This window comes from Vibrio harveyi NBRC 15634 = ATCC 14126 = KCTC 12724 (assembly GCF_001591145.1).
In the GTDB taxonomy this organism is placed as follows: Bacteria; Pseudomonadota; Gammaproteobacteria; order Enterobacterales; family Vibrionaceae; genus Vibrio; species Vibrio harveyi.
Genome location: NZ_BCUF01000001.1, coordinates 212,307 through 232,900 on the forward strand (window position 1 = coordinate 212,307; position 20,594 = coordinate 232,900).

General features: G+C 44.7%; 22 protein-coding genes. 13 read left to right on the forward strand and 9 right to left on the reverse strand.

Going from position 1 to position 20,594, the window contains the following annotated elements; genetic code table 11:
• Positions 1-36 precede the first annotated feature (36 nt).
• The 4 genes from csdA to VHA02S_RS00885 form a co-directional block, all read right to left on the reverse strand.
• A complete protein-coding gene (csdA, locus tag VHA02S_RS00870) occupies positions 37-1,248 on the reverse strand; it encodes a cysteine desulfurase CsdA (RefSeq protein WP_017189206.1) in 1,212 nt (403 codons plus the stop codon).
• The gene (locus VHA02S_RS00875) at positions 1,248-1,847 is read right to left on the reverse strand and encodes a DJ-1 family glyoxalase III (protein WP_038898369.1); all 600 of its coding nucleotides are present in this window, start codon (positions 1,845-1,847) and stop codon (positions 1,248-1,250) included. Before VHA02S_RS00875 ends, csdA begins: the two co-directional genes overlap by 1 nt.
• Positions 1,844-2,734: a 2-dehydropantoate 2-reductase gene (gene panE / locus VHA02S_RS00880; RefSeq protein ID WP_038898370.1), complete on the reverse strand. Its 891-nt coding sequence runs from the start codon at positions 2,732-2,734 to the stop codon at positions 1,844-1,846. The genes VHA02S_RS00875 and panE overlap by 4 nt, the downstream gene beginning before the upstream one ends.
• Positions 2,735-2,841: 107 nt before the next feature.
• Positions 2,842-3,642, reverse strand: coding sequence for a nucleoside-specific channel-forming Tsx family protein (locus VHA02S_RS00885; RefSeq protein ID WP_015297182.1), 801 nt, complete (start codon positions 3,640-3,642; stop codon positions 2,842-2,844).
• 323 nt (positions 3,643-3,965) lie between these two features.
• On the opposite strand from VHA02S_RS00885, the gene VHA02S_RS00890 reads away from it, so the two are divergent.
• From VHA02S_RS00890 to VHA02S_RS00905, 4 genes are read left to right on the forward strand one after another with little or no spacing between them, the layout of a single operon-like run.
• Positions 3,966-4,562 (forward strand): LON peptidase substrate-binding domain-containing protein, encoded by a 597-nt coding sequence (locus tag VHA02S_RS00890; protein ID WP_005450933.1) that lies wholly within the window; start codon positions 3,966-3,968, stop codon positions 4,560-4,562.
• Positions 4,559-5,896 carry a DUF4397 domain-containing protein gene (locus tag VHA02S_RS00895; protein ID WP_038898371.1) on the forward strand — a complete coding sequence of 446 codons (1,338 nt, stop codon included), beginning with the start codon at positions 4,559-4,561 and terminating at the stop codon, positions 5,894-5,896. Before VHA02S_RS00890 ends, VHA02S_RS00895 begins: the two co-directional genes overlap by 4 nt.
• A gap of 45 nt (positions 5,897-5,941) precedes the next feature.
• Complete coding sequence (locus tag VHA02S_RS00900) at positions 5,942-6,526, forward strand: RNA polymerase sigma factor (protein WP_005450938.1); 585 nt, start codon at positions 5,942-5,944, stop codon at positions 6,524-6,526.
• Entirely contained in the window at positions 6,523-7,185 is a 663-nt protein-coding gene (locus VHA02S_RS00905; RefSeq protein ID WP_038898372.1) for a ChrR family anti-sigma-E factor, read from the forward strand. The genes VHA02S_RS00900 and VHA02S_RS00905 overlap by 4 nt, the downstream gene beginning before the upstream one ends.
• Positions 7,186-7,243: 58 nt before the next feature.
• On the opposite strand, the gene VHA02S_RS00910 is transcribed toward VHA02S_RS00905, so the two are convergent.
• The 4 genes from VHA02S_RS00910 to VHA02S_RS00925 form a co-directional block, all read right to left on the reverse strand.
• A complete protein-coding gene (locus VHA02S_RS00910) occupies positions 7,244-8,596 on the reverse strand; it encodes an AmpG family muropeptide MFS transporter (protein ID WP_009698664.1) in 1,353 nt (450 codons plus the stop codon).
• A 71-nt stretch (positions 8,597-8,667) separates the two neighbouring features.
• The gene (locus tag VHA02S_RS00915) at positions 8,668-9,213 is read right to left on the reverse strand and encodes a peptidylprolyl isomerase (RefSeq protein ID WP_005450945.1); all 546 of its coding nucleotides are present in this window, start codon (positions 9,211-9,213) and stop codon (positions 8,668-8,670) included.
• A complete protein-coding gene (locus VHA02S_RS00920; protein WP_009698663.1) occupies positions 9,213-9,782 on the reverse strand; it encodes a YajG family lipoprotein in 570 nt (189 codons plus the stop codon). The genes VHA02S_RS00915 and VHA02S_RS00920 overlap by 1 nt, the downstream gene beginning before the upstream one ends.
• Positions 9,783-9,821: 39 nt before the next feature.
• On the reverse strand, positions 9,822-10,979 hold the full coding sequence (locus VHA02S_RS00925) for a methyltransferase (protein ID WP_038898373.1): 1,158 nt from the start codon (positions 10,977-10,979) through the stop codon (positions 9,822-9,824).
• Between the two features lie 205 nt (positions 10,980-11,184).
• Between VHA02S_RS00925 and bolA the strand changes: the two genes are divergently transcribed.
• From bolA to nqrM, 9 genes are all read left to right on the forward strand, one after another.
• Positions 11,185-11,493 (forward strand): transcriptional regulator BolA, encoded by a 309-nt coding sequence (gene bolA, locus VHA02S_RS00930; RefSeq protein ID WP_005436644.1) that lies wholly within the window; start codon positions 11,185-11,187, stop codon positions 11,491-11,493.
• A gap of 471 nt (positions 11,494-11,964) precedes the next feature.
• Positions 11,965-13,305, forward strand: coding sequence for a Na(+)-translocating NADH-quinone reductase subunit A (locus VHA02S_RS00935; protein WP_038898375.1), 1,341 nt, complete (start codon positions 11,965-11,967; stop codon positions 13,303-13,305).
• Between the two features lie 3 nt (positions 13,306-13,308).
• Positions 13,309-14,550, forward strand: coding sequence for an NADH:ubiquinone reductase (Na(+)-transporting) subunit B (locus tag VHA02S_RS00940; RefSeq protein WP_005427308.1), 1,242 nt, complete (start codon positions 13,309-13,311; stop codon positions 14,548-14,550).
• Positions 14,540-15,325, forward strand: coding sequence for a Na(+)-translocating NADH-quinone reductase subunit C (locus tag VHA02S_RS00945; protein WP_005450952.1), 786 nt, complete (start codon positions 14,540-14,542; stop codon positions 15,323-15,325). Before VHA02S_RS00940 ends, VHA02S_RS00945 begins: the two co-directional genes overlap by 11 nt.
• Positions 15,325-15,957: an NADH:ubiquinone reductase (Na(+)-transporting) subunit D gene (locus tag VHA02S_RS00950; protein WP_005450954.1), complete on the forward strand. Its 633-nt coding sequence runs from the start codon at positions 15,325-15,327 to the stop codon at positions 15,955-15,957. The genes VHA02S_RS00945 and VHA02S_RS00950 overlap by 1 nt, the downstream gene beginning before the upstream one ends.
• Positions 15,958-15,964: 7 nt before the next feature.
• The gene (gene nqrE, locus VHA02S_RS00955) at positions 15,965-16,561 is read left to right on the forward strand and encodes an NADH:ubiquinone reductase (Na(+)-transporting) subunit E (RefSeq protein WP_005436652.1); all 597 of its coding nucleotides are present in this window, start codon (positions 15,965-15,967) and stop codon (positions 16,559-16,561) included.
• A 33-nt stretch (positions 16,562-16,594) separates the two neighbouring features.
• The gene (gene nqrF / locus VHA02S_RS00960; RefSeq protein WP_009698660.1) at positions 16,595-17,818 is read left to right on the forward strand and encodes an NADH:ubiquinone reductase (Na(+)-transporting) subunit F; all 1,224 of its coding nucleotides are present in this window, start codon (positions 16,595-16,597) and stop codon (positions 17,816-17,818) included.
• Between the two features lie 155 nt (positions 17,819-17,973).
• Complete coding sequence (locus VHA02S_RS00965) at positions 17,974-18,978, forward strand: FAD:protein FMN transferase (RefSeq protein ID WP_017817737.1); 1,005 nt, start codon at positions 17,974-17,976, stop codon at positions 18,976-18,978.
• A 22-nt stretch (positions 18,979-19,000) separates the two neighbouring features.
• On the forward strand, positions 19,001-19,234 hold the full coding sequence (gene nqrM, locus VHA02S_RS00970; RefSeq protein WP_005436655.1) for a (Na+)-NQR maturation NqrM: 234 nt from the start codon (positions 19,001-19,003) through the stop codon (positions 19,232-19,234).
• Positions 19,235-19,339: 105 nt separating this feature from the next.
• Here nqrM and VHA02S_RS00975 read toward each other — a convergent pair whose 3' ends face one another.
• Complete coding sequence (locus VHA02S_RS00975; RefSeq protein ID WP_038898376.1) at positions 19,340-20,554, reverse strand: diguanylate cyclase; 1,215 nt, start codon at positions 20,552-20,554, stop codon at positions 19,340-19,342.
• Positions 20,555-20,594: the final 40 nt, after the last annotated feature.

Below are 20,594 nucleotides of genomic sequence, written 5' to 3' on the forward strand. Positions count from 1 at the left end.
CCCTTTTTCTATAAATCTACAGTGGTATTTTTACTGTTAAAGCATATCGACCGCTTTCTCGACTGCTGCAATCAGCTTTTCAACATCTTCTAACGTATTGTAGATACCAAAAGAAACGCGCACCGTGCCTTTAACGTTGAGCGCATCCATCAGAGGGTGCGCACAGTGATGCCCGGCACGAACAGCGATACCTTGTTGATCAAGCAGCGTGGCAATGTCTTGGTGGTGAACGCCATCCATCACAAAGGTAAGTACTGAAGCGCTCGGTTGGTAACCGAGGATTTGAATGTCGTCCAACTGGCTTAGTGCTTGGTAAGCTTTGTCCTGCAGAGAATGCAGATGTGCCTCTACTGCGGCTTGGTCGAAGCTTTGGTACCAATCGATGGCTTTCGCTAGAGCAATCGCGCCGGCGACGTTTGGTGTGCCTGCCTCAAACTTACCCGGCAAGGCAGAGAAGGTGGTTTTCTCAAACGAGACTCTTTCGACCATTTTGCCGCCGCCATGCCATGGTGGCATTGCTTCTAAAAGTTCAAGTTTGCCATACAGTACGCCAATCCCAGCGGGTGCATACAGTTTGTGACCGGAGAAGACATAAAAATCAACATCAAGCTCTGCCAAGTTCAACGGTTCATGAACGATACCTTGAGCACCATCAACAACAACAACCGCACCTGCTGCATGTGCCGTTGCGATGATTTTCTCGATAGGTTGACGAGAGCCAGTGACATTGGTGATTTGTGCACACGCCACGATTTTACAGCGCTCCGACAATAGTGCTTCAAACGCATTGATATCGAATTGGCAATCGGAGGTCATCGGAACTTTAACGATTTTCGCGCCCGTTTGTTCCGCGACAATTTGCCAAGGCACGATGTTCGCGTGGTGTTCCATTTCACTGATCAGGATTTCATCACCGGCTTGGAGTGTGCTGCGAGCATAAGTTTGTGCGATTAGGTTTAGTGCTTCGGTTGCGCCTCTAGTCCAAATGATTTCTTTTGAACTGCTTGCTCCTATGAACTTCGCAACGGTTTCACGAGCCGCTTCAAATTGACTGGTCGCGTTGGCTGTTAAGCTGTGACTGCCGCGGTGCACGTTAGCATTTTGTGCACTGTAGTAACGGCTAATCACATCGATCACGCACTGTGGCTTTTGTGTTGTTGCTGCGCTATCAAGGTAAACCAAAGGCGATTGGTTGACGTCTTGATTTAGGGCTGGGAACTGTTCGCGTACAGCGTTTACGTCAAACATTATTCGTCACCGAGTTCGTGATAATGCAGTGTTGGGATAGTGACTAACGGCTCAGCAACCATCCATCCATGTTCTTTACCGGAAAGTTTGATAATGATTTCCATCGCGAACTCAAGTGCAGTTCCTGGTCCCTGACTTGTCAGTAGGTTGTGATTCACATCCATGGTGACACGTTTAGCTCGCCATTTGTTTTTAGGAATATGAGATTGGAAGCTTGGATGACATGTCATCAGGGCTTCAGGGTAAAGGTTATGATGTTGCAGAACCAAAGCTGGCGCTGCACAAATCGCGGCAACCAGTTTTCCTTCGTACATATGCTGTTTCAGAATCTCAATCATGATGGTGCTATCACGGAAGGTTTCTGCGCCGCCAACACCACCAGACAGAACAATTGCATCAAACTCATCGTCAGCAATATCAACCAATTTACAATCCGCTGTCAGTGTTACACCGCGAGAGGCTTTCATTATAAGAGCACCATCGAAGTCTGCGCTTGCTACCGTCACGTCATAACCAGCACGAACCATCATATCGATAACGGTTACCGCTTCCATTTCCTCTGTGCCCGGAGCGATAGGTACTAAGATCTTTTTGTTCATTGTTCTGTCCAGCTTTGTTCAATCTGTTTGATGTGTTGATAGAGTTTTGCGTTCTCTGGCGTACTAATTTGGTGTTTTTCGGCAGCTTGCAGCAAATAACCAGTAATAAAGTCTATCTCGGTACGACGTTGGTGAAAGACATCTTGTCTCATAGAAGAGTAGTTTGCAGCTGTAGCGTTAACCACCTGCATAATTGTGGCATGTAAAGAGTCAAAATCGATCTTTATCTCTTCTTTGTTCATGACTGCTACCAACTCATAAGTGATGCTTTTTAATGTCACTGCAAACTCAGGAGCAGCAAGATCACCATTTTTGCATTGATGGATGGCTGTCAGGGGGTTGATTGCACAATTGATCGCAAGCTTGGTCCATAGCGCAGCATTGATGTTTGGGTTCCAACTGACTTCTGGTAAAGCGTGGTTCATCACTTGCGCAAGAAATTCGCATTGATTGCCTTTGGTATTAAAACCACCTAATTGGGTGTGACCGTGACCAGTATGAAGAACCTGTGCTTTGCTTGGTTTATAGGCACCGTGTGTGGTGGTTGCAATCACGATAGGGTTATCAGTGAGCTTTGTTTCCAAAAGTGGTGCTGTTCCCATGCCATTGTGCATCAGCATTACAATGGTATCAGTGTTGATATACGGCAAAAGAGGGGTTATCGCTTCGTCTACTTGCCATGCTTTTACTGTCACAACAATCAGGTCTGCGGCTTGTACAGAAGGAAGGTGTTGATTAGCAAAATTAATTGCAGGAGAGTCATCAAGTTGAAGCAGTTGCTTACTATCTGAGGTTCTTCCCCACAAGGAGACGTTGTGTCCGGCAAGTTGGAATTTGGTCGCCCAGAGTGAGCCAATGGCTCCAGGTCCAAGGATAAGAATATTCACCAAACGCTCTCATTAAAAAGGTTTGCTGCAAGGATAATGAGGGAAAAAAGGAAAGCAAATAAAAATGGCGCCAGAAGGCGCCATTTTTGGGGAACTTATGGGTTCTATTAGAACTTGTAAGTTACAGCTACGTAGTGACCAAAGCCAGTTGACTTAAGTGCGTCAGAGTCTTTGATACCGTAAACGTCTTTGTAGCCTTTTAGACCGTAACCCACTGCGAAGCGGTCAGAGTGCCAGTAGATACCGTTGAACATTGCGCCACCGTTGCTAGCACTTGAGTATTTCTCTTTCATACCAAATTGGTAATCGATGTAACCTTGGTAAGAAATGAAAGAACCGTTCTCGAAGAAGTAGAATGGTTTGAACCAGTTAGTCGAGATTTGGAAACCGTTCCAATCTTTTTGGTTACCTTGGTAAGTACCGTATAGGTTAACACCTACTTTACCAAACCATGGAACCATTACGTCAGAACCGATACCAACTTTTTGGTTGTTTACTGAGAATGGGTTAGTTTTGTAATCAGTACCATCCCACTCAAATAGTGTTGCAACGTAAAGTTCTTGAACTGGACCGAAAGACAAGTCTTTACCAGTTAGACCGTCGATAGACATACGTGGAGCAAACTTCATGAAGATCTTAGGATCTCCAACTTTGTCGCTGCCTTTGTCTGACGCTAGGTTGAATACGTCAACGTAACCGTATAGGTCGAAGATACCAGAGCGACCGCCAAATTCCATTTCTAGGTAGTCGTGTGAAGACTCACCTGGAAGTTCGTCAAATGCACCCATTAGGTTGAATTGCATCCACTTGTAATCGTTCTTGTGGATGTCGCCGTCTGAGTAGTCAGCAGCCATTACAGGAGCTGAAGTAGCCGCTAGAAGGCTAAGAGCTAAAAGTGATTTACGCATAAGGGGACTCTCTATGTTTGTAATGATTCAGAACACGCAATCTTTGCTGCGCTTTCCAATTGGCGGGAATAATAGCGATAAAAATCCCAAATGAAAGTGATAAAGGATGCAAAAATGAAGGTTTTTAGTGAGGCTCGTCACGAAATAAGTTTATTTCACGGAACTTTTCGTTTGTTGCATCATTTTGCAATAAATATGTGACGCATGTCGTTTGCGTAAACGTTTTTATGACTTTTTAAGCCAGTCGATTAACCAACATAAATCGTTAGTGATCTCTCCAATACACCGTTCGTATGAGTTTGGGAATCAAAGAGGACGATTTAATGAAAGAAGTCATGTTATTCCCTTTAACCTCGGTTGTACTGCCAGAAGGAAAAATGAATTTGCGCATTTTTGAGCCACGGTATCAACGCATGGTGAAAGAATGCAGCGTTCAAAATGTCGGGTTCGGCGTTTGCCTTGTTGGTAGTGGAGAGGATCCAAAAGCAGTAGGGAATGTGTCGTCTATTGGTACTTTGGTCACCATCGTTGATTTCGAAACACTGAGTGATGGGCTTCTTGGTATCACCGTTGTTGGTGAAAAGCGTTTTACTGTCACGCGCGTACGAGCAGATTCAGATGGTCTTCGTCATGCTGAGGTTGAGTGGATTGAAAATTGGTGCGAACCAACGCCCACTCCCAACTTTCTTTATTTGAGCAAGCAGCTCGATCATATATACGAACAGTTTCCTCAGGTGGGCAGGCTCTACCAGCATCGTTTTTATGATGATGCTTCGTGGGTCACCCAACGTTGGCTTGAATTACTGCCGCTCGACAGTGCGTTGTTTGAGAAGCTGGTTGGTGCAAAAGATTGCCTGCCAGCATTGGAATTTCTCAATCAAGCCATAGACGCCCCACCGAAAAGAGAGACTAGGATATGAAAGGACTAACTAAAACCGCAGTAACTTTGGTTGCTGTGCTAGGGATTGCTGCGTGTGGTTCAGACAGCGACTCGATTGAATATTCGAATTTACAAGCGGTACACGCTTCGGCAGATGCCCCTTTAGCAAATGTTTGGATTAACGACCAAGCAGCGTTAACTGGGGTAGATTACGGTGTGGGTTCAGGCTACGTAAAACTGCGCGAGGGTACAAACTCGGTTCAAGTTGACGTACAACTGCCAGGTGGTGAAGTTGCAACCGTGGTTGATAAGACGTCGTTGGATTTAGACTCAGACCTTAAATACACCGCATTTGTTGTTGGTGATGCTGCAATGGGGTCGGCTAATCCAGTGGAGCCATTGATTGTGACAAGAAGCGCAATGTCGATGGCTGATGAAAACAGTTTGGATGTACAAGTTGTGCATGCGGCTGCTGGTGTAGGTGATGTTGACTTGTATGTAACAGCCCCGGGCGCAGACCTTGCTTCTTCTTCGCCTATTACCACTCTTGGGTATAAAGACTCGACAGACGTCCTCAATATTGCTGCAGGTGATTACCAAGTTCGTCTTGTTGCAGGTGGTAACGTTGCTTTTGACTCCGGTACCATACCGCTCCCTGCAAACGCAGATTTGACTATTGCTGCCATTAAAACCGGCGGTACGATCTCGGGCTCACCAGTCAAGCTACTAGTGCTAGATGGTATGGGGTCGTCTATTATTTTAAATACAGGCAGTAAATCTGAGTTGAGAGTAGGGCATCTTGTCGATGGTGCACCAAATGTGGACGTCGCGCTGGATGGCAATGTCGTACTTAACGACGTGATGTTTAAAGATATCTCTAATTACCTTTCGGTTGATGCAGGTACCTACAATGCAACAGTTGATGCGGGGCTAGCTGACCCTATTATCGATGCTGATGTAACTTTGGATAGTGGCATGTCTTACAGTGTTTACGCTGTGGGTACAGCGGTACCACTTGCGGTAGAGCCTCTTGTGGTATCGGACAACAGAAGATCGATTGCGACAAGCGCGGTACTGAATGTCACTCACGCAGCAGCAAATCCAGCAGCCGCAAGTGTGGATGTTTATCTAACACCGTCGCAAGATATTTCTCAAAGTGATCCAGCATTAGCTAACTTTGCGTATAAAGATAGTGCTCAAAATGTTTACGTCACTGCTGGCGATTACTTTGTAACCGTAACAGCGCCAGGTGATAAAACTCCGGTCATTGGTCCTGCGCCTTTGCCTACACTAGAAAATGGCATGGTATATCAGGCGATTGCAATTGATGACAATGGTGGTTTTGGTCTGCTTGTTGGTGACATTACCAAGTAACATAGGATGGGAGGGGGCAACTCCTCCCAACAATTAAGGCTGATTATGATGAGTGAAAGCCCACAAAAATTGGGGCGAAGCGAATGGAATGAATACATGAATAAAGTGAAAGCGCGTGATAAAGACGCTTTTGCTTTCGTATTTCGTTTCTATGCACCAAAGCTTAAGCAGTTCGCCTACAAACATGTCGGTAACGAGCAAGTTGCGATGGAGATGGTGCAAGAAACCATGGCAACGGTATGGCAAAAGGCTCATTTATACGATGGTACCAAGAGTGCTTTGTCGACATGGATTTACACCATTATCCGTAACCTTTGTTTTGATTTACTAAGAAAGCAAAAGGGTAAGGACCTACACATCCATTCTGACGACATTTGGCCATCAGATTATTATCCGCCTGATTTGGTGGACCATTATTCGCCAGAGCAAGACATGCTCAAAGATCAGGTGGTGAAGTTTTTAGACATCCTGCCGAAGAATCAAAGAGACGTTTTGCAGGCAGTATACCTCGAAGAGTTGCCACACCAACAAGTCGCTGAGTTGTTCGACATACCTTTGGGGACCGTGAAATCACGATTGAGACTCGCGGTAGAGAAGTTGAGGCATTCAATGCATACGGAGCAATTATGAACAAACATCCAGATAACAACTTGTTAGAAGCTTACGCTTCCGGAAGTATTGATGCAGTTTCTGGTCTGGTGGTTGCCACACATCTAGAAAACTGTTCCAAATGCCGAGCGTATGTAAATCAGTTAGAAGCTGCACAGGCGAATGTTGTCGTTGGTGACATTTCACCAGAATACGATGCAGAGTTTGACAGTATGTTTAACGACATTATTACGGCAGAACCCAAACCAGATAGCATTATTATTAAAGATGTAGCGAAGGTGGCAGTTGCGGGTAAAGATTTCAAGCTTCCGAAAACGCTCAGTCGCTTTTCAGATTTAGTGGGGGAGTGGAAGAGTTACGGTGGAAAAGTGTATAGCGCTCAATTGGATTTAGGGGAAGATGCGCGCGTTAACCTTATGTATATAAGTGAAGATGTTCGTATTCCACAGCACACGCACAAAGGACAAGAATCGACACTTGTACTCCATGGTGGATTCAGTGATGAAGATGGTCACTACGAAGTGGGAGATATGCTGGTAAGAGATGCGTCAGTAAAACATAGCCCTTTTACTAAGCCTGGTGAAGACTGCTTATGTTTAACGGTACTGACCGAGCCAATGATATTCACACAGGGTGTCGCGAGAATCTTCAATCTGTTTGGTAAAGGCATGTATCCATAAGCTAGGAACTCAAACAAAAAGCCACCTTATCTCGGTGGCTTTCTTCATCATCTTTTCTTTAATTTCTTTGTCTTGCCTTTTCCAGCAACTCAGTAAAGTAGTGTCGCAATGAATAGAGCATGATCAAGCTTGGCACAACCATTACGGCAGTAATAACGAAGAATGTGGTCCAATCATTCAGATAATCGACCAGTTCGCCACTGAATGACGCCAATGTTGTTCGCCCAAAGTTACCTAGCGACGCCAACAATGCGTATTGAGTCGCTGAGAAAGCTTGACCGGTCAATATCGTCAAGAATGATACAAACGCCACTGTCGAGAATGCCGTCGTGAAGTTATCAACAATGATCGTCGCCAAGAACAAGTGTTCATTTGGTCCGACTTTCGCGATCCAAGCAAACATCAGGTTGCTTGCTGCCATTGCAATACCACCAATCATCAAGCCACGTACAATACCAAACTTAACGTTGAACATACTGCCGACAAAGGTGAACAGCATGGTCGCGCCCCAGCCAATGAGTTTCGAGTAGTAACCGATTTGCTCGTTGCTAAAACCTATCTCTTTATAGAAAGCGATGGACATACGACCTAAGAATGCTTCCCCAATCTTGAATAGGAAAACAAACAATAAAAGCGTGATGGCAACACGAACACCATTTCGATTGAAGAAATCTAAGAAAGGTTCTACAACGGTAACGGTAAACCAAGCGACTAATTTAGAGCCAACTACTTCTTTATGGCGCTGCTCTGCTTCCGATTGAAGTTGTTCACGCTGTGTTTTCGGTTCACCTACCAGCAAAGTGAAGAGCATCAAAATGATGACAATAAAAGCCATGCCGTAATACACGCCATTCCAACCGACACTGTCTGCATTGATGAATGCCAAGTAACCAGGTAAAGAGTAGCCAGTCCACCAACCAATTACTGCCATTGCGGAGGCTTGCGGTAATTTCGAATCTTCTGATTTTGGAAAGCTATCAATACGGAATGCATCAATCGCAATGTCTTGTGTTGCTGACGCGGTGGCAATACACAATGCGAGCAGTGAGGTGAAAACTAGGTTTTCCGCTGGATTTACACCTGCAATAAATAGAGTCGCGACCAGCACGACACTTTGGCATAGAAAGATCCAGCTACGACGCTGCCCTAGCAAGCGATGTAATACAGGCAGCTTGACGCGATCGACCAAAGGAGCCCACATAAAGTTGATTGCGTACACCGCAAATACACTGCCGAAGTAGCCAATAGCAGACAGAGTGAGACCTGCATCTTTCAGCCAACCCGACATATTTGAACCAATAAGTACCCATGGGAAGCCACTGGAGCAACCCAACATGAAAACCCAAAGCAGGCGTTTATCAAGGTAACTTTTTACCGTTTCCAACCAAGTGATGGAAGGCAATGAAGACATAAATCAATCCGTTAAAATTGAGCCACTAAAAGAGAAAGCCCTTCGAATATTCAAAGGGCTTATGAGTTTGGCTATTTGAGCAGTGTTGCTTTGGTGATGACGATTTGCGTATCAGGGACATCGCGCATGCGACCGACAGATTTGGTTGGCTGTTGTGCCATCTTTTGAATGACGTCAAAGCCTTCAGTGACTTCGCCAAACACAGCGTAACCCGGTGGGCGAGCGCCATAGTTCAAGAAGTCGTTATCTACTAGGTTAATGAAAAACTGGCGAGTAGCAGAGTCTGGAGCGTTGGTACGAGCCATCGCGATAGTAGCACGGTCATTGTTTAAACCATTGTTACCTTCGTTTTTAATTGGTGCGTATGTCTTCACCATTTGCATATCTTGGTTGAAGCCGCCGCCTTGTGCCATAAAGCCAGGGATCACTCGATGGAAAATGGTGCCCTCGTAGCTACCGTCTTCGACATATTTAAGGAAATTAGCGACAGTAATTGGCGCTTTTTCCTCATTTAACTCAACGGTGAAGTTACCCAGTGTTGTTTCAAACGCAACTTTCGGACCGGCGAAAACACTGCAGCTCAATAGCGCGAGAGAAAGAATAACTTTGCGTAGCATTAGAATCGCTCCTGCATGTATTGACGAAGCTCAGGGTCATTCGCGATTTCTTTCAATGTTAAAGCAACAACATCATTTAATGTTTGCTCAATATCTGAATCTGAAGCGCTTAATGTTCCCGAACGTTTAGCTGTACCAGTATAGGTCTTAACAAGCTTGCCTTGCGGAGTTTCCGCCGTGATCTCTAGTACCACTTTTGCATCCATATGATTTTCCATCACTGAATGCTTCACGTTCACCAACGCTTCTTGAACTTGCAGCTCAATCGAATTGTCACTGTTTAGATCAGAGTGGAAGCCCTGAGAAGAGAACTGCTTCTCTAGCGCTTCTTCAAGAGAAATGCGTAGGTTTTGCTTTGCATGAAGAGGCAAAATGTTTGAACGACCGTTGTCAACAAGTGCAACGTATTGTGCTGCGCGTACATCTTTACTGGTTAGGCTATAGCTCTTACCTTGTACGATAGGGTTTGTGCTTAATGTCGTTTCAGGCATCAGATTCAGTTGAGGTTGTTGTGGCGCTGAACATGCAGCAAGCAAAGCAACCGAAGCCGCGAGTACCAGTTTTTTCATCTTATTATTCCTTTTAAACATTTTGCTAAAGTCAGGACTTTATTGCTTTGCGCCTAATTTAGCAGGATTTTTCGTTGCCTGTAAAATCACGAACTTATTGTTAGAAGCGACTAATTTCACATTTTTGTCGCCAAATAGACGTTTTAGCTTCGCATCGTAACCAAGGTGACGGTTTCCTATGACCAATAGTTTGCCATCTTGGTTCAGTATTTGTTTGGCATCGCAGAACATTTGCCATGCAATGTGATCAGTAATCGCTTGCTGCTGGTGGAAAGGCGGGTTACACATCACCATACAAGTACTGCTTGATTTAAATCCATCCAAACAGTTGTTGGCAATGCACTGAATATCACGCTCTTCTCCTAAATTCGCCAATAAGTTTTGTTTCGCAGACTCGACAGCCATAAAGCTCTCATCGACACAAGTCAGGCGTGCTTGGGGATTCAATTGCCCCATCTTTACGGATAGAACACCATTACCACAACCAAGATCGATGACGTGTTTTAGCTCCGAATCTTGAGGGAGGTGTTGAAGCATAAAGCGTGCCCCCAAATCCAGGCTTTCACCAGAGTAAACATTTGGCAGGTTTTTGAGTTCGATGTTTTCGCCGTCAACTCCCCATACTGTCATTGGGTCTACTTCCACAACAGGTTGCGCATTTGCGTGTGAGAAGACTAGACGGTGTTTTTTCCATGCTAGAGAGGTTTTTGTCTCGCCTAAGTATTTTTCGAATAATTTCAGTGTCGAAGTATGGATCTCTTTCGCTTTATTGACCGCAATAATAGGGCAGGTCGCGGGCAACGTTTTACGCAATTGACTCAACAGCCAAACAAGATGTCGGTTGCTTTTAGGTAGCTGTAACAAAACCAAGTCTGCATTCGCAGGAATCTCATCCATGGTGGTGAGAAATGCGACCTTGTTGCCACCATTTTGCTCTAGGTTTTGTTGTGCTCCCTTGTGGGAGATAAAAGAATCACTGACTAAAGTGACATTGTGTTTGTCTGAAAACCAGCAAGCCAACGCACCAAAGTTATCGTTAATAACCACGATATTTTGATTGTCAGGCAGTGCAAGTTCTTCCACGTGATTGATGAGGTATTCATCACCTGCGTCCCATGCTTGAAGAGTCTCATTAGAGCGCATTGGGAAACGATGTAGGGTCAGGCTACGATCATGAAGATTCAATTCGGTTTTCATAACTAAACGTAAGTAGATTCGGAAATTAGTGATTATTGTCGCAAATGATGAAGATTCAAGATACAAAAAGCTGTCAAATTTACTGATTTTCACAGGCTTTTAGCGAACTACCTGGCGTTGAAGAACTCGCAGCGGGGCGTTTCGTTGATTTCATTTAGTAAACTAGAGTATATACTTACCGAATTGGCATCAATGAGGACTGAATATGATCCAAGAAATCATAGAAAAGAAACTGCACAGTGAGCTGCAACCTAATTATTTGAAAGTGATCAATGAGAGCTATATGCATAACGTTCCGCCGGGTTCTGAAAGTCACTTCAAAGTGATTGTGGTGAGTGATGCATTTGCGGGTCAGCGCCTTATTGGACGTCACCGTCAGGTACATACTGTATTGGCTGATGAGCTCGATAATCACATTCATGCATTAGCAATCCACACTTACACCAACGAAGAGTGGAAGCTTGAACAAGATGGGGCACCAGATAGTCCTATGTGTATGGGTGGCGGTCGCTAGAGCGCGATTAAAACACTGATTTAAAAAGATGGTTTCGGTCATCTTTTTTTGTTTTACATCTTTTCGGGACAAAAATGTGGCACAAATAAAGGTTATAAAAAGTGTTAACAGTGTTTCAACAAATGAATGAAAATTAATGCATGTTTCAAAGCGTGAATGTTTTTATTCCATATCAAATATATGGGAATTGGCATTTGTGCGTTCGGTCAAACTTATGACTATTCTTTAACCTTTTAGACCTTGTTCTACCGAAATAAACCCTCCTTTCCTAAGATTGGTCATGGCATCAAGTTCCTAAAAAATGCTAGACTACGGCACCTGATAAATCTCGCCTAATATTTGTGACGAGATAATTAATAGGATGTTGCGATTTTGATGTTTTAAACAACATCAAAACCGGACACTGATGTCGTGTCTAAAAGTTACGCAATCAAAAGAATCTTTTTCCCGATAAAAGTAGTGCAAGTGCGTATGATTACAATAAAGAAGGGCTTGGATCTTCCTATCGCAGGAGCTCCATCCCAGGTGATTAATGATGGTAAGACCATCAAAAAAGTCGCCTTGCTTGGCGAAGAGTACGTTGGCATGCGTCCTACCATGCATGTCCGCGTTGGCGATGAAGTGAAAAAAGCGCAAGTTCTTTTTGAAGACAAAAAGAACCCTGGCGTGAAGTTCACTGCTCCAGCAGCCGGTAAAGTGATCGAAATTAACCGTGGCGCTAAGCGTGTACTTCAATCAGTAGTGATTGAAGTAGCAGGCGAAGAGCAGGTTACATTTGATAAGTTCGAAGCAGCTCAACTAGCAAGTCTAGATCGCGAAGTGATCAAGACTCAATTGGTTGAATCTGGTCTTTGGACCGCTTTACGTACTCGTCCGTTTAGCAAGGTTCCAGCAATCGAGTCTGCTACTAAGGCTATTTTCGTAACTGCAATGGATACTAATCCACTAGCAGCACAGCCTGAGTTGATCATCAATGAACAACAAGAAGCATTCGTTGCCGGTCTAGACATTCTTTCAGCCCTGACAGAAGGCAAGGTTTACGTATGTAAGTCTGGCACTAGCTTGCCACGCTCTTCTCAGTCAAACGTAGAAGAACACGTCTTCGATGGCCCTCACCCAGCAGGTCTTGCTGGCACCCACATGCATTTCCTATACCCAGTGAATGCAGAAAATGTGGCATGGAGCATCAACTACCAAGACGTTATCGCGTTCGGTCAGCTTTTCCTAACGGGTGAGCTTTACACTGATCGTGTTGTGTCTCTAGCTGGTCCTGTTGTGAACAACCCACGTCTTCTTCGTACAGTTGTTGGTGCTTCTCTTGAAGACCTAACTGACAGCGAGTTGATGCCTGGTGAAGTTCGTGTGATTTCAGGCTCGGTACTTTCTGGTACTCAAGCGTCTGGTCCACATGCCTACCTAGGTCGTTACCACCAACAAGTTTCTGTGTTACGCGAAGGTCGTGACAAAGAACTGTTTGGCTGGGCTGTACCTGGTAAAAACAAGTTCTCAATCACGAAATCTTTCCTTGGTCACATCTTCAAAGGTCAGTTGTTCAACATGACAACAACGACTAACGGTAGTGACCGTGCAATGGTTCCAATCGGCAACTACGAGCGCGTAATGCCGCTTGATATGGAACCGACACTGCTACTTCGTGATCTATGTGCAGGCGATACTGATAGTGCTCAAGCACTTGGTGCGCTTGAACTGGATGAAGAAGATCTAGCATTGTGTACCTTTGTATGTCCTGGTAAATACGAGTACGGTCTGTTACTTCGTGAATGCCTAGATACCATCGTGAAGGAAGGGTAATCCATGCTTAAGAAATTCATTGAGGATATCGAGCATCATTTTGAACCAGGCGGTAAGCACGAAAAGTGGTTTGCACTGTACGAAGCAGCAGCAACACTATTCTACACGCCAGGTCTAGTAACAAAACGTAGCTCGCACGTTCGTGATAGCGTTGACTTAAAACGTATCATGATCATGGTTTGGTTCGCAGTATTCCCAGCAATGTTCTGGGGTATGTACAATGCGGGTGGCCAAGCTATCGCAGCACTTAACCACATGTACGCTGGTGACCAACTAGCGACAGTTATCGCAGGTAACTGGCACTACTGGCTAACAGAAATGCTTGGTGGCACCATCGGTGCGGAAGCTGGCGTTGGCAGTAAGATGCTATTAGGTGCGACTTACTTCCTACCAATCTACGCAACAGTATTTATTGTTGGTGGTTTCTGGGAAGTGCTTTTCTGTATGGTGCGTAAGCACGAAGTTAACGAAGGTTTCTTTGTAACTTCTATCCTGTTCGCACTTATCGTTCCACCAACGCTACCTTTATGGCAAGCGGCACTAGGTATCACATTTGGTGTTGTTGTTGCTAAAGAGATCTTCGGTGGTACAGGTCGTAACTTCCTGAACCCTGCTCTTGCAGGTCGTGCTTTCCTATTCTTCGCTTACCCAGCGCAAATCTCGGGTGACGTAGTATGGACTGCGGCTGACGGCTTCTCTGGTGCAACTGCTCTTAGCCAATGGGCTCACGGCGGTAGCGGCGCATTGATCAACAACATCACTGGCGCTCCTATCACTTGGATGGATGCATTCATCGGTAACATCCCAGGCTCAATTGGTGAAGTATCAACGCTTGCTCTAATGATCGGTGCAGCGATGATCGTTTACATGCGAATCGCTTCATGGCGCATCATCGCAGGTGTAATGATCGGTATGATCGCAGTATCGACACTATTCAATGTGATCGGTTCTGACACCAACCCAATGTTCAACATGCCATGGCACTGGCACCTAGTTCTAGGTGGTTTTGCATTCGGTATGTTCTTCATGGCAACTGACCCAGTATCAGCTTCATTTACCAATGGCGGTAAATGGTGGTACGGCATCCTAATCGGTGCAATGTGTGTGATGATCCGTGTAGTTAACCCGGCTTACCCAGAGGGTATGATGCTGGCGATTCTATTCGCGAACCTGTTCGCACCTCTGTTCGACCATGTAGTTATCGAGAAGAACATCAAGCGGAGACTAGCACGCTATGGCAAGTAATAACGACAGCATTAAAAAGACGCTGGGTGTTGTTGTCGGGTTGAGCCTTGTTTGTTCAATCATCGTATCAACAGCAGCAGTGGGTCTGCGTGACCAGCAAAAAGCTAACGCTGTACTAGATAAGCAATCTAAGATCATCGAAGTTGCGGGTATCGACGCTGAAGGTAAGAAAGTTCCTGAGCTATTTGCTGAGTACATCGAACCTCGTCTAGTTGACTTCAAAACTGGTGATTTTGTAGAGAAAGCTGAAGACGGCTCTACAGCAGCTAACTACGACCAACGTAAAGCAGCTAAAGATCCTGCTGAGTCTATCAAGCTAACGGCTGATGAAGACAAAGCTAAGATCCTACGTCGTGCTAACACAGGTATCGTTTACCTAGTGAAAAGTGGTGATGACATTTCTAAAGTTATCATTCCAGTTCACGGTAACGGTCTATGGTCTATGATGTACGCATTCGTTGCGGTTGAAACTGACGGTAACACTGTGTCTGGTATTACTTACTACGAGCAAGGTGAAACTCCTGGACTTGGTGGTGAAGTAGAAAACCCAGCATGGCGTGCTCAATTCGTTGGTAAGAAACTATTCGACGAGAACCACAAACCAGCAATCAAGATTGTTAAAGGTGGTGCTCCAGAAGGTTCTGAACACGGCGTTGATGGCCTATCTGGTGCGACACTAACTGGTAACGGTGTTCAAGGTACATTTGACTTCTGGTTAGGTGACATGGGCTTTGGTCCTTTCCTAGCAAAAGTTCGTGACGGAGGTCTGAACTAATGTCTAGCGCACAAAACATTAAAAAGAGCATTATGGCGCCGGTGTTGGACAACAACCCGATCGCGCTGCAGGTTCTTGGTGTATGTTCTGCTCTTGCAGTAACAACTAAACTAGAAACAGCATTTGTAATGACACTAGCGGTAACTTTCGTAACTGCATTGTCTAACTTCTCTGTTTCTCTGATCCGTAACCACATTCCTAACAGTGTGCGTATCATCGTTCAGATGGCAATCATCGCATCGCTAGTAATCGTGGTAGACCAAGTGCTTAAAGCTTACCTATACGATATCTCTAAACAGCTATCTGTATTCGTAGGTCTTATCATCACGAACTGTATCGTAATGGGTCGTGCTGAAGCATTCGCAATGAAATCTGCGCCAATCCCATCGCTAATTGATGGTATCGGTAACGGTCTAGGTTACGGCTTCGTTCTTATCACCGTAGGTTTCTTCCGTGAACTATTCGGTTCAGGCAAGCTATTCGGCATGGAAGTTCTACCTCTAGTGAGCAACGGTGGTTGGTACCAGCCAAACGGTCTGATGCTACTAGCACCATCTGCATTCTTCCTAATCGGCTTCCTAATCTGGGTAATCCGTATTCTGAAACCAGAACAAGTAGAAGCGAAGGAGTAAGGGCGTCATGGAACATTACATCAGTCTGCTAGTTAAATCGATTTTCATCGAAAACATGGCACTGTCTTTCTTCCTAGGTATGTGTACTTTCCTTGCCGTATCTAAGAAAGTTAAGACCTCTTTCGGTCTAGGTGTTGCAGTAGTGGTAGTACTAACTATCGCGGTTCCTGTGAACAACCTAGTTTACAACCTAGTTCTGAAAGAGAACGCGTTAGTTGAGGGCGTAGACCTTAGCTTCCTAAACTTCATCACCTTCATCGGTGTAATCGCAGCACTTGTACAGATCCTAGAGATGGTTCTTGACCGTTTCTTCCCACCTTTGTACAACGCGCTAGGCATCTTCCTACCGCTGATCACAGTAAACTGTGCGATCTTCGGTGGTGTATCTTTCATGGTACAACGTGACTACAACTTTGCTGAATCTGTTGTTTACGGTTTCGGCTCTGGTGTGGGCTGGATGCTAGCGATCGTCGCTCTTGCAGGTATCCGTGAGAAGATGAAGTACTCAGATGTACCTCCAGGTCTACGTGGTCTAGGCATCACGTTTATCACTGTAGGTCTTATGGCGTTAGGCTTTATGTCTTTCTCTGGTGTTCAACTGTAAGTCGGGTAAACCGCAACAATTAAGGAATAGTCAATGGACATTATTCTTGGTGTAGTGATGTTTACTCTGATCGTACTTGCGCTAGTACTAGTGATTCTTTTCGCTAAGTCTAAGCTTGTACCAACAGGTGACATTACAATTTCTGTGAACGATGACCCTTCACTGGCGATCGTTACACAACCAGGTGGTAAGCTACTATCTGCGTTAGCTGGTGCTGGCGTATTCGTATCTTCTGCTTGTGGTGGCGGTGGCTCTTGTGGTCAGTGTCGCGTAAAAGTTAAATCAGGTGGTGGTGACATCCTACCTACCGAGCTTGACCATATTACTAAAGGTGAAGCACGTGAAGGTGAGCGTCTAGCGTGTCAGGTTGCAATGAAAACTGACATGGATATCGAGCTTCCTGAAGAGATCTTCGGCGTTAAGAAGTGGGAATGTACAGTTATCTCTAACGATAACAAAGCGACATTCATCAAAGAGCTTAAGCTACAAATTCCAGATGGCGAATCAGTACCTTTCCGTGCTGGTGGTTACATCCAGATTGAAGCACCAGCTCACCACGTTAAGTATGCTGACTTCGATGTACCTGAAGAGTACCGTGAAGATTGGGACAAATTTAACTTGTTCCGTTACGAGTCTAAGGTAAACGAAGAAACGATCCGTGCTTACTCAATGGCTAACTACCCAGAAGAAGAAGGTATTATTATGCTGAACGTGCGTATCGCTACGCCGCCGCCTAATAATCCTGATGTACCACCTGGTATCATGTCATCGTTCATCTGGTCTCTAAAAGAAGGCGACAAGTGTACGATTTCAGGTCCATTCGGTGAGTTCTTCGCGAAAGACACTGATGCTGAAATGGTATTCGTTGGTGGTGGTGCAGGTATGGCTCCAATGCGTTCTCATATCTTCGACCAGCTAAAACGTCTGCACTCTAAGCGTAAGATGTCATTCTGGTACGGTGCACGTTCTAAGCGTGAGATGTTCTACGTAGAAGACTTCGATGGCCTAGCGGCTGAGAACGATAACTTCGTATGGCACTGTGCACTGTCTGACCCTATGCCAGAAGATAACTGGGATGGTTACACTGGCTTCATTCACAATGTTCTTTACGAGAACTACCTACGTGATCATGAAGCGCCAGAAGACTGTGAATACTACATGTGTGGTCCACCTATGATGAACGCTGCTGTAATTGGTATGCTAAAAGATCTAGGTGTAGAGGATGAGAACATCCTTCTAGATGACTTCGGTGGTTAATCCTCCCAAGTGATTGAATCTATGGCTAGCTCTATAAGGGCTAGCCATTATTTTTTGTAAAAAACAAAATGATATTCAACAGTTGATATAGGAAATCGGTTTATCTCAAGAGAACCCATTTTCCATATCAATTTAACGATAATAGGAGTAAACAAGTGAAAAAGTGGCTTGTTGCATTCGCTTCTCTATTGGTTTTGGCTGGCTGTGAGCAGCCTGCGGATCAAATTCATTTAAGTGGTCCAACGATGGGGACTACTTACAACATTAAATACATCGAGCAAGATGGTTTACCTTCACCAGAAGCGCTTCAGACTGAAATCGATCGATTACTAGAAGAAGTGAACGATCAAATGTCGACTTACCGTGAAGATTCAGAGCTTAGCCGTTTTAATCAACATAAAACTAGCGAGCCATTTGAAGTATCGCCACAAACAGCAACGGTAGTGAAAGAAGCGATTCGCTTGAACGGTCTTACTCTAGGAGCACTAGACGTAACCGTAGGTCCACTAGTGAACCTATGGGGCTTTGGTCCAGAAGCGCGCCCGGATGTGGTTCCAACAGATGAAGAGCTAGCAGCTCGTAAAGCGAATACTGGTATCCATCACCTTTCTGTTGAAGGTAACAAGCTGTCGAAAGATATTCCAAACTTGTACGTTGACTTATCGACGATTGCCAAAGGTTGGGGTGTGGATGTTGTGGCAGATTACCTGCAATCAGAAGGCATTCATAACTACATGGTGGAAGTTGGCGGTGAAATGCGTTTGAAAGGCATAAACCGTGAAGGTGTGCCATGGCGTATTGCGATTGAAAAACCAACCGTTGATGAGCGTTCAATTCAAGAGATTATTGAACCAGGTGACATGGCAATTGCAACAAGCGGTGACTATCGTAATTACTTTGAGAGCAATGGTGTGCGATACTCTCATATCATTAACCCGCATACGGGCAAACCAATCCATCATAAGGTGGTGTCTGTAACGGTACTGGATAAATCGTCGATGACAGCTGATGGTCTTGCAACTGGTCTTATGGTGCTAGGTGAAGACAAAGGCATGGAAATCGCAAATGAGAATAATATTCCTGTTTTCATGATTGTGAAAACGGATGATGGTTTTAAAGAGCTGGCTTCGGAAGCATACAAGCCGTTCATGAAGAAATAACAACAGAAGTGAGCATGTCCTTATGAGTACATTTCTAATTACTTTTGCTGTCTTTGTTGCGGTAATTGCAGCGATGGCAGTTGGTTACATCTTCCAAAAGAAGGTTGTGAAAGGCAGCTGTGGCGGTCTGGGTGCGGTTGGTATTGAGAAAGTATGTAACTGCCCAGAACCATGTGATGCACGTAAGAAGCGCGAAGCACGTGAAGCAGCCCGCGCTGAGAAGCTTGCTGCATGGGAAAAAGATCGCATTGCTTAATATGCGATAACAAGAATGATAAAACCCAGCCAATGGCTGGGTTTTGTTTTTTCGGCTTTGGTTTCTGTTTGAATATTGAATTAGGTTGGTGACATTAAGTGCCGTCTACTGAGATACGGTTTGATTCCGCCCGTTTCCTTTCGCTTGATACAAACGGTCATCCGCGACTTTAATTTGCTGATCTAAATTGCCCTTGATGTTTGAAACACCGACGCTGATGGTTACTTGAATCTGGTCATCTTGATAAGGAATCGGAGTTTTCTCTACGCGTTGACGCATTTGCTCTAAACGTGTCACAAAGTCGTCGTAGCTGCCGTAGGCTTGGATGCAAAACTCTTCACCCCCGAATCGTGCAATCACATCATCAGGAAAATAGATTTTTAATATATTGGCGACCATAACAAGTGCAGCATCGCCCCCATCATGACCATAGTTATCATTCACTTTCTTAAAGAAATCGATATCTAGCATAGCAATATTGCGTTGCTCATCGCTGTCACATGTTTGCCCAAATAGAAAGCGACGGTTCCATAAGCCAGTGAGTGAATCTTGGTTCGCCATTCTAAATAAATCTGTTGTGGCTTCTTTCATATCCAAGATTTGATGGACCCGACAAAAGAACTCCTCTTGATTAAAAGGCTTGTACAGAAAGTCGTTTGCTCCCGCTTTTAGAAAGCGCGCTGTCATTGAGTGGTCATCACTTCCAGAGATCCCAAGGATCGCCAATTGGTTTTTATCGAGCTTTTGGCGAAGCTCTCGGATCATAGTGATGCCATCTTTGATTGGCATATCATGGTCGGTCAGAACCAAGGTAATATCTGGATTTTGTTCAATAACTTCGATTGCTTGTTGACCATTCTCGGCTTGCAATGTCTGGATGTATTGATGCTCAAGTAATTGTACGACATGGCGGCGAACCGTCATTGAGTCATCAACAACCAGACATTTGTGTTGCTGGTTGTTGGTCAGGCGTTTAATCAGAGGAAGAAGGTAAGAAACGGAGGCCATGCTGTCTTTTAAGATGTAATCGAGTACGCCTTTTGCCAGCATCTTTTCACGAGCATCATCTTGCAACATCGCCGTAAGCACGATGACTTTTTGTTGGTGAGAAAGGACTAAATCGATGATCTCACCGTCCTGCGCATCCGGTAAGCAGTAATCTAAAACTGCACAGAGAAGCTCAGGCTGAGACGTTAAAATAGATTGTGCTTCCGCATAGCTTTCGGCAGCAAGTACTTCATAACCCGCCTGATTTAAGATTTGTTGTAAGTAGTTATTAAAGGCGCGACTGTCTTCGACGACCAGTATTTTATTACTCAAAAAGTTTCCCTACTTTCGTATATAAATCAACTTTAGTGTT

Bases quoted from the DNA above. Each gene is read 5' to 3' on its own strand.
- csdA (WP_017189206.1), bottom strand. From the start codon at position 1,248: ATGTTTGACGTAAACGCTGTACGCGAACAGTTCCCAGCCCTAAATCAA.
- nqrE (WP_005436652.1), top strand. From the start codon at position 15,965: ATGGAACATTACATCAGTCTGCTAGTTAAATCGATTTTCATCGAAAAC.
- VHA02S_RS00940 (WP_005427308.1), top strand. From the start codon at position 13,309: ATGCTTAAGAAATTCATTGAGGATATCGAGCATCATTTTGAACCAGGC.
- VHA02S_RS00910 (WP_009698664.1), bottom strand. From the start codon at position 8,596: ATGTCTTCATTGCCTTCCATCACTTGGTTGGAAACGGTAAAAAGTTAC.
- VHA02S_RS00915 (WP_005450945.1), bottom strand. From the start codon at position 9,213: ATGCTACGCAAAGTTATTCTTTCTCTCGCGCTATTGAGCTGCAGTGTT.
- VHA02S_RS00895 (WP_038898371.1), top strand. From the start codon at position 4,559: ATGAAAGGACTAACTAAAACCGCAGTAACTTTGGTTGCTGTGCTAGGG.
- VHA02S_RS00935 (WP_038898375.1), top strand. From the start codon at position 11,965: ATGATTACAATAAAGAAGGGCTTGGATCTTCCTATCGCAGGAGCTCCA.
- VHA02S_RS00890 (WP_005450933.1), top strand. From the start codon at position 3,966: ATGAAAGAAGTCATGTTATTCCCTTTAACCTCGGTTGTACTGCCAGAA.
- VHA02S_RS00945 (WP_005450952.1), top strand. From the start codon at position 14,540: ATGGCAAGTAATAACGACAGCATTAAAAAGACGCTGGGTGTTGTTGTC.
- VHA02S_RS00920 (WP_009698663.1), bottom strand. From the start codon at position 9,782: ATGAAAAAACTGGTACTCGCGGCTTCGGTTGCTTTGCTTGCTGCATGT.
- bolA (WP_005436644.1), top strand. From the start codon at position 11,185: ATGATCCAAGAAATCATAGAAAAGAAACTGCACAGTGAGCTGCAACCT.
- VHA02S_RS00875 (WP_038898369.1), bottom strand. From the start codon at position 1,847: ATGAACAAAAAGATCTTAGTACCTATCGCTCCGGGCACAGAGGAAATG.
- VHA02S_RS00925 (WP_038898373.1), bottom strand. From the start codon at position 10,979: ATGAAAACCGAATTGAATCTTCATGATCGTAGCCTGACCCTACATCGT.
- VHA02S_RS00905 (WP_038898372.1), top strand. From the start codon at position 6,523: ATGAACAAACATCCAGATAACAACTTGTTAGAAGCTTACGCTTCCGGA.
- nqrF (WP_009698660.1), top strand. From the start codon at position 16,595: ATGGACATTATTCTTGGTGTAGTGATGTTTACTCTGATCGTACTTGCG.
- VHA02S_RS00885 (WP_015297182.1), bottom strand. From the start codon at position 3,642: ATGCGTAAATCACTTTTAGCTCTTAGCCTTCTAGCGGCTACTTCAGCT.
- nqrM (WP_005436655.1), top strand. From the start codon at position 19,001: ATGAGTACATTTCTAATTACTTTTGCTGTCTTTGTTGCGGTAATTGCA.
- VHA02S_RS00950 (WP_005450954.1), top strand. From the start codon at position 15,325: ATGTCTAGCGCACAAAACATTAAAAAGAGCATTATGGCGCCGGTGTTG.
- VHA02S_RS00900 (WP_005450938.1), top strand. From the start codon at position 5,942: ATGATGAGTGAAAGCCCACAAAAATTGGGGCGAAGCGAATGGAATGAA.